Source organism: Rhodopseudomonas sp., from assembly GCF_048594845.1.
Taxonomy (GTDB): domain Bacteria; phylum Pseudomonadota; class Alphaproteobacteria; order Rhizobiales; family Xanthobacteraceae; genus Rhodopseudomonas.
Genome location: NZ_JBMDXE010000092.1, coordinates 1 through 5,760 on the forward strand (window position 1 = coordinate 1; position 5,760 = coordinate 5,760).

The 5,760-nt window shown below is 61.7% G+C and carries 8 protein-coding genes; 2 read left to right on the plus strand and 6 right to left on the minus strand.

What is annotated here, in order from left to right; all coding sequences use genetic code 11:
• Window positions 1-1,032 (plus strand): hypothetical protein (locus ACOJTD_RS05525; RefSeq protein ID WP_420131927.1); only part of this gene is annotated, 1,032 nt, incomplete at its 5' end.
• A gap of 10 nt (window positions 1,033-1,042) precedes the next feature.
• On the opposite strand, the gene ACOJTD_RS05530 is transcribed toward ACOJTD_RS05525, so the two are convergent.
• Genes ACOJTD_RS05530 through ACOJTD_RS05540 form a run of 3 tightly spaced genes read right to left on the minus strand, consistent with a single transcriptional unit; the run spans window position 1,043 to window position 3,096 of the window.
• Window positions 1,043-1,387, minus strand: a complete 345-nt coding sequence (locus tag ACOJTD_RS05530; RefSeq protein WP_420131928.1) for a hypothetical protein — start codon at window positions 1,385-1,387, stop codon at window positions 1,043-1,045.
• A gap of 16 nt (window positions 1,388-1,403) precedes the next feature.
• Window positions 1,404-2,024, minus strand: a complete 621-nt coding sequence (locus ACOJTD_RS05535; protein WP_420131929.1) for a hypothetical protein — start codon at window positions 2,022-2,024, stop codon at window positions 1,404-1,406.
• A gap of 1 nt (window position 2,025) precedes the next feature.
• Window positions 2,026-3,096: a glycoside hydrolase family 19 protein gene (locus tag ACOJTD_RS05540; RefSeq protein ID WP_420131930.1), complete on the minus strand. Its 1,071-nt coding sequence runs from the start codon at window positions 3,094-3,096 to the stop codon at window positions 2,026-2,028.
• Window positions 3,097-3,253: 157 nt separating this feature from the next.
• Between ACOJTD_RS05540 and ACOJTD_RS05545 the strand changes: the two genes are divergently transcribed.
• A complete protein-coding gene (locus tag ACOJTD_RS05545; RefSeq protein WP_420131931.1) occupies window positions 3,254-3,733 on the plus strand; it encodes a hypothetical protein in 480 nt (159 codons plus the stop codon).
• A 107-nt stretch (window positions 3,734-3,840) separates the two neighbouring features.
• On the opposite strand, the gene ACOJTD_RS05550 is transcribed toward ACOJTD_RS05545, so the two are convergent.
• From ACOJTD_RS05550 to ACOJTD_RS05560, 3 genes are all read right to left on the minus strand, one after another.
• On the minus strand, window positions 3,841-4,263 hold the full coding sequence (locus tag ACOJTD_RS05550) for a hypothetical protein (protein ID WP_420131932.1): 423 nt from the start codon (window positions 4,261-4,263) through the stop codon (window positions 3,841-3,843).
• Window positions 4,264-4,272: 9 nt separating this feature from the next.
• Window positions 4,273-5,388, minus strand: a complete 1,116-nt coding sequence (locus ACOJTD_RS05555; RefSeq protein ID WP_420131933.1) for a hypothetical protein — start codon at window positions 5,386-5,388, stop codon at window positions 4,273-4,275.
• A 2-nt stretch (window positions 5,389-5,390) separates the two neighbouring features.
• Window positions 5,391-5,760 (minus strand): hypothetical protein (locus ACOJTD_RS05560; RefSeq protein ID WP_420131934.1); only part of this gene is annotated, 370 nt, incomplete at its 5' end.

A 5,760-nucleotide genomic window follows, 5' to 3' on the forward strand; every position in this document is an offset into this window, starting at 1 on the left:
TTGCTGGTTGTCGGCTTCTTTCTTGTGATCACGCCCACTCTCGCCCAGGTTAACTGGAATTCGGCCTCGGCGATGATGTCGCGCTATGCTGCGTGGTCAGGGATGATCCTGGTGTTCTGGTCGATCTATCGGATCATGCAAGCGAGGCAGATTGCTACTTTCGCAGCGACAGCCGCTGTCACATTGCAAGCCTTCGCTGCATATCATTACGGCGGTCCACTGGTCCGCCATCAGTTGAGCAGTGTGAGGTTCACTCCTTTGGCGGAGTTCTTCCTTGCGCACTACCCGCAGCGCTATAACCCCGAGTTGGAGGTCTTTTACGAAAGGTTGTTTGGTTCGGAGGCGTCACGCCCCCCCACGCCGTATAAATTCGTGAATTCCGACGGGGCGATTACCAAGATCCTGACACTTAGCACGCGATTGGGCTACGTGGACGAAGATGTCTGCGGCCCCCAAGCGTCGCTGGCTCCTAGGTCGGCGATAAACACGGCCCGGATCCGAGGCCCCTTCATATACATCAACGGCCTTTTCTCTTGCGTTTCAACAGATCGATTGGATTTCTCTCTCGCGCAGGGTCAGACGCGCGGCCTGTCGCTTGTGCGGGGGTGGTCGGACTCTGAACCGACTGGCACCTGGACAATCGGTCCTCGCGCTACATTGAAGATTGATGCTTCACCGGAAATACAGCCGAAAGATCTCGAAATTGAGGGGCTCGGCTTTTTCGGAGGGGTGCATGATCACGTATGGATCGAGATCAAAGTAAACGGGCACATTGCAAGGCGAGCAAGTCTGACCAGCGCTGCCGCCAGCTTTAATGAACGGATCGGGATTCCTGAACCCGATCGTAACCCAAGCGCTCCAATTGAGATCGATATCACCATTAGATCACCAGCGATCCCGGCTTCGCTCGGAGTGTCGAATGATCCCCGGGAGTTGGGCATCTTCGTGCGAAGGGTATCTCTTTATTCAGCGCACGGAACATCGGCTGCATTGGGGGACAAGACGATAGACCGTCCTGAAATGGCTCGTTAGAAAGTTATGTCTATTTGGAGACGACTAGCGCTTTGAAGCGGTCCCACAAGGTCAGTATGCCGACGGCGATGCCAAATAGTGCGGCGCCGACGAACCAAGTGACCTTGCCGAGCAACCGCGACGCGGCAATGAACGAGATGCTGTATCGCAGCAGCTCGACGTCTTCCTCGGAGGCACGCTCGAGCCATTCGAGCGTCTCCGGCCTGGCGTTGCGCAGCAACTCCTTCGCCTCCGGCCGAAGATCGTGCCAATCGTCGGCCGCGGCCCACAGATTAGCAACGCGCTGATCAGTAAGGCCGACCAGGAACGCTCGTTGCACGTCGGTGAGTTCTTCAAGCGGGTGAGGATCAACCATCGGATCGTCGTTCTTACTACTTGCGCTTGCCCGTGACGGCCGCGGCGATGGTCGATGCCGCGCCGCCAACGGGTTGGCCGGCGATCGCCGTCTGACGTTCGATGCTACCAGTCCAGACGTGGACACCAAGCACGCCGAAACGAGCCCCCCACCATACCGTTAGCAGCGACGTTGCACCTACCAGTTCATTGATCTTGCCGGCGACGATGCACCACACGATCAACGCGGCCCAGAACGGGCATTCAATCGCCAGCTCATAGGCCATCCAAGTTCGCCAGTGCCCCCACCAGCCGTTCGGCGTCGCCGCCTCGGCGCGGATGCTCTCGTTGACCTGCTCGACCTGCGTCTTTGCGACGTCGGCCTGAACCTCGGCTAGACGGATCAAGTAGGCATACTTGGCCGCGACCTCGGATTCTGCCGCCGAGAGCTGCTCCTTGGCGACGTCCGGGTTCGCCGCGACGGCATTGCTGACGTCTTCCGGGGTGGCGCCTGACTTCAGGCCGAGCGCGCTCTTGATTTTCGAGATCGCGAAGTCCGACACTGGGCCTGGAATGCCGAGCGCGGTACCCAAGATCGGCAAGCCGAAGTCGATCGCCGTCTGGGCGAGCCACGCATATCGTCCAAGGTCGATCGCCATCTCAGGCCGCCTTTCGGTTGGTGGCTTTGCGTTTCACCGCCGGCTTGGCGGTCGGCCGGCGCTTGCGACGGGGCTTGGCAATCGGAGGCATCGGCGGCACGGCCGCCGAGGCCTCCGTCATTGGCATCGTGCCCAACAGCCCCAGCGATGGCGCAGGGAGCACCTCGCTTGCGGCGCGACGCTTGCGCCACCACCACCAGCCGAGCGCGCTGGCAGCCGCGACAACGGCCAGCAGCAACCCTGCGACGGCCCAGGCTTCCCAGCCCCAGCCCTGCTGCACGCCGGCGGTCGCGGCCGTGGAGACGACGCCGACCGCGCCACCGGCTACAGCTTCACGCTTGGTGACAGGTGCCGCCTTGGCGTCCGGGATCGCGGCCGCCTGGTCGGATACGACTTGCAGCCGGCAGATGATCGGATCGTTGCCGGCCATTTGCGCCTTGCGATCCGCCATGCCGTTACTGCCGCCGTTCCACGCCTTGACGCAGCCGGCGAAGTCGCCGGCATCGGCATAGCGGTTGAGCCCCTTCCACTGCCAGAACGCCGCGCAGATCTCCGGCTGCAGATCGAGCCGGCTGGCGATCTCGGGATTCATCACCGCCGGCAGGCCGGTGATGCGCTCGAGGGCGGCGTAGCCGTCCCTGCCCGTCCACTGCGGCCCGCCGCGGCCGATATAGCGCGAGCCGTCCGATGTGCCCCGCCGGTTGCCCATCCGGTTTCCGTAAATGTCGTCCAATGCTTTGAGCTGCCAGCCCTGCGCTCGGCCGTACTTCGCCACCACCTTGCTCGGATCAGGAATGTAGCCGGTCGCCGCACTCCCGCCCTTATTGAAGCGGCTCGGCCACACCTGCGCCATCCGCGCCGCGGTGTAATTGATGTTCTCGGTCAGGTTCGGAATGGTGAACCCTCTGCACTCGTGCTCGACATTGGCAAGGAAGTAAGCCAGCCGCGTCCGCGTCGCGGTGATGCCGGCCTTGTCGAGCACAGCCTGCTTCGCCGAGAAGGCATCAACCACCTGTTGTGGCGCGCGCGGGAAGATCGCCCGCCAGTCGGCGGCCGTGAGTTTGATCGGCATGTCTGTCTCCACTATTGCCGACGGCGCATGCGACAGCGCCCCCGGGATCGAGGTTGATGGGGAATTCAAATCAAAGGTAATATCGCCGGGTGCTACGTCGCTATTAGACGCTGTATAGTCGGGCCAGCCTCAACAGACCGGATCTGGAAATTCGCCGATGAGCAACGAGCGCTCGGGGCCTTATTACTGGCTCAAGACTGACGATTTTACCGGCTGGCGAAACGTCACGAGGAGCGAGTTTGTCGAAGCTGAGCGTGCCTGCGGGTTCGCTCCAAAGGGCATACACCCCTCATCACCACGTTATTCAACCACCATGGCGACAAGTGGCTTTTGTCGTGATGGCATCTCCGGCGCCCTTACAGTTGACGCCTCCCCGCCTGATTTCCAAAGACCGAAGGACAGCATGATGGGCAGCTATTCGATCGAATGGTTCGATCGTTACCCAGACTTTTCCCTCTCATCAGACCCAACCCGTGGAGCTGCAAAAATCGCATTGACCGAGCAGGAATTTGCAGACTTCACGCAAGTTCAGCAAGCGTATCAGCTTTGGCAGGAACGGATTTGCGAAGCGGTCGGTAAAGATCGCGTCAAATCACTTCACGCAACCTATTTTCGTACGTCCGAAAAAGAACTCTAGCCGCATCTGACGGCAGTTTTGAATCGAGAAAGAACGTCTCAAGTTGTAGCGACCTGGCTGATATAATGCTGGCTGCGTAATCCACGCGTGCACGCGGCGCACCCAAATTAGGCTACTAATTCATTGGCGCGGATCAACAGTGCATCGACATCCAGCTCGCTCATGCCAGTCACCGCGATCATCTGCTGAACTAGCGGATCGGTGCGACGGATCTCGATCGCAACATCCCACTCTTCTTGCGTTTCCGGGTCGGCGGCGATCTTAGCCTTGATCTGATCCCAGACGCCTTGCTCTTTCCATGCACGCATCAGACCAAGCCGCGAGGCGCTGACAGGGACAGTCGCGGGCATGGGTGCCGAGGGCGGCGGCGTGTAGCTGCCGGCGATAAACATGCCGCCAATTGCAAAAGTGTCATCCAGGTCGAGCTGCAGCTTGTGGCCGTCCTGCGCCGGGAACTCTTTCTCGTCGTCCAAGATGATCCGATTGACGACCTCGCCGGTCGCGATCTTGATAAGCGCGTAGTTGGCCATGATGCTTCCTCAGATTTCGTATTCGACGACAACTAGGCCAGACTGACCAGTTGCCCCGGATGATCCGTTGCCGGAGCCAGATCCGCCGGCTCCGACACCGACGCCGCCGTTTAATGCCGAGAACGAGAGGTTTCCGGTTGCGGGCTGCCCAGAGAGCCCCCAGCCGAGCGGCGTATTGCCGCCCCGGCCGGCGATGAATTGCGTCATGCCGCCGACTTGCCAGCCACCATCGCCGGCCTGCCCCGGAAAAGTCATTTGCCCAAGAATTGTGAGTGCGCCGGTGTTAGTAACCGTCGGGCTCTGGCCACCACCGCCCGCGGTGCCCGATGAAGTCTGCGATGTCGTGTTGCCTTGCCCCCCGAATCCGCCGGGGCAAGTAACAGTGAGGCCCGAGACGGTGAGCGTGGTCGCTCCACCAGTGCCAGCTGTACCGCCCGCAACCGCGCCGCCGCCAGCGCCGATCGCAATGCTGATCGACGTACCCGGCGCAAGCCCGGTGATCCACAAGACCACCACCGCGCCACTTCCGCCGCCGGAACCGATCGCGCCGCCAGGACCGCCGCCAGCCCCCCCGCCGCCCGCGCCGATGACGGTGAACTTGTAGACCGTCGAGGTGGTTGAATCGGCAGGTGTGACAAACGTCTGACTCGCAACAAACACGATAGCATTCAGACGCCCGGACGCGTTGATCACTGCCCGGCCGGCCTTCTGATCTGTGGCCGCAGCAAGCGCTCGCCCAATTACCGTCAAACCGAGATTGGTTTGAGCCTGCGTCTTCTGGTCCGGCGTCAGCGCCTGCGCCTCGTCAGTCCGGATCATCGCGGCGGCATCCGCTGCGGTCCAGCCGCATAGCACGGTCATGGTGCCGGAGAGGCTCAGATTTGTTCCGGTGGAGCTGTCGCGGAAGGTCACGCGCGTCAGGCTGTTCGCGCCGGCATTGTAGCGACCGCGAAACGTCATCCACGCGCCGCCACCGAACACCGTGACGGGCATCTCGTCGCCGTTGGCAAACTGGCTCCCAAATGTCGCGTGATCGCCGTCGATCGCGCCGGCGAGCTCGATGTCGCCGGTGCCACTCGCGACCGTGGATTCGGCGACGCGATCTGCATATTTGAGGACAGCCATGCTCAAAGCCTCTGTTCGATGGTGTAGGTCTTGGTCCAGCGATCGATGAACTGCTGGGCGGTCGGCGACAGGTCCGTCATCAGTCCCCAGATCGAGTCCCGCTCGAGGTCCGCGCTCTCCGGATCCGCGACGAACAGCACGTCGTCGCAAAGCCCGTTGATGCGGTCGACGTCGTCAACGAAGCCGCTCGCTTCCGCGTCCGTCAGGAAGTCGAACGCGACGGTGAAGACGCGGTACTTCTCCCGGCGGTTGATGCGGGTCTGGCCGCCCTCTGTCTTCTTGCGGGTGCTGGGATCGACCCATTTGCGGCTCCAGCCCCAGGCGAAGTTGATGCCGAAGGCGGACAGCTCGCCGACGAACACCCGGCCGGCC

Coding starts and splice junctions, on each gene's coding strand:
- ACOJTD_RS05530 (WP_420131928.1), bottom strand. CDS start 1,387: ATGGTTGATCCTCACCCGCTTGAAGAACTCACCGACGTGCAACGAGCG.
- ACOJTD_RS05535 (WP_420131929.1), bottom strand. CDS start 2,024: ATGGCGATCGACCTTGGACGATATGCGTGGCTCGCCCAGACGGCGATC.
- ACOJTD_RS05540 (WP_420131930.1), bottom strand. CDS start 3,096: ATGCCGATCAAACTCACGGCCGCCGACTGGCGGGCGATCTTCCCGCGC.
- ACOJTD_RS05545 (WP_420131931.1), top strand. CDS start 3,254: ATGAGCAACGAGCGCTCGGGGCCTTATTACTGGCTCAAGACTGACGAT.
- ACOJTD_RS05550 (WP_420131932.1), bottom strand. CDS start 4,263: ATGGCCAACTACGCGCTTATCAAGATCGCGACCGGCGAGGTCGTCAAT.
- ACOJTD_RS05555 (WP_420131933.1), bottom strand. CDS start 5,388: ATGGCTGTCCTCAAATATGCAGATCGCGTCGCCGAATCCACGGTCGCG.